1 protein-coding gene is annotated in these 278 nt (G+C 35.3%); it reads right to left on the bottom strand.

Annotated features, from left to right (window positions below):
• The coding region (locus R0K30_RS21715; protein WP_410612887.1) for a hypothetical protein at window positions 1-246 on the bottom strand (246 nt) is incomplete at its 3' end.
• Window positions 247-278 lie beyond the last annotated feature (32 nt).

The following is a 278-nucleotide window of genomic DNA, read 5'->3' on the forward strand; positions in this document are numbered from 1 at the left end:
CTTAGCTAGATTGTGAGTCTTAACTAAACCTGTCTCCTCCCTATGCCGCATATCTTGTTCATATAATTCGATATCAGCGAAGTTTTGAAAGACATTGGCAGATGAGTCATGTATGTCTATCAACTCATCAATAATTGCTGTTTGAGATGAGTTCTTTTTTAACGACATTCTTATGCGAACGCCAAGCTTGTTAACTTTATTAAAATGCTTATCCTGACGCTTTACTATGAGTAATATAAGTTGCAAATACTTGCTCATAAAAAGCCAAGATTTGTCAG

The sequence above is a fragment of the Bacillus sp. SIMBA_154 genome, from assembly GCF_046536015.1.
Taxonomy (GTDB): domain Bacteria; phylum Bacillota; class Bacilli; order Bacillales; family Bacillaceae; genus Bacillus; species Bacillus pumilus_P.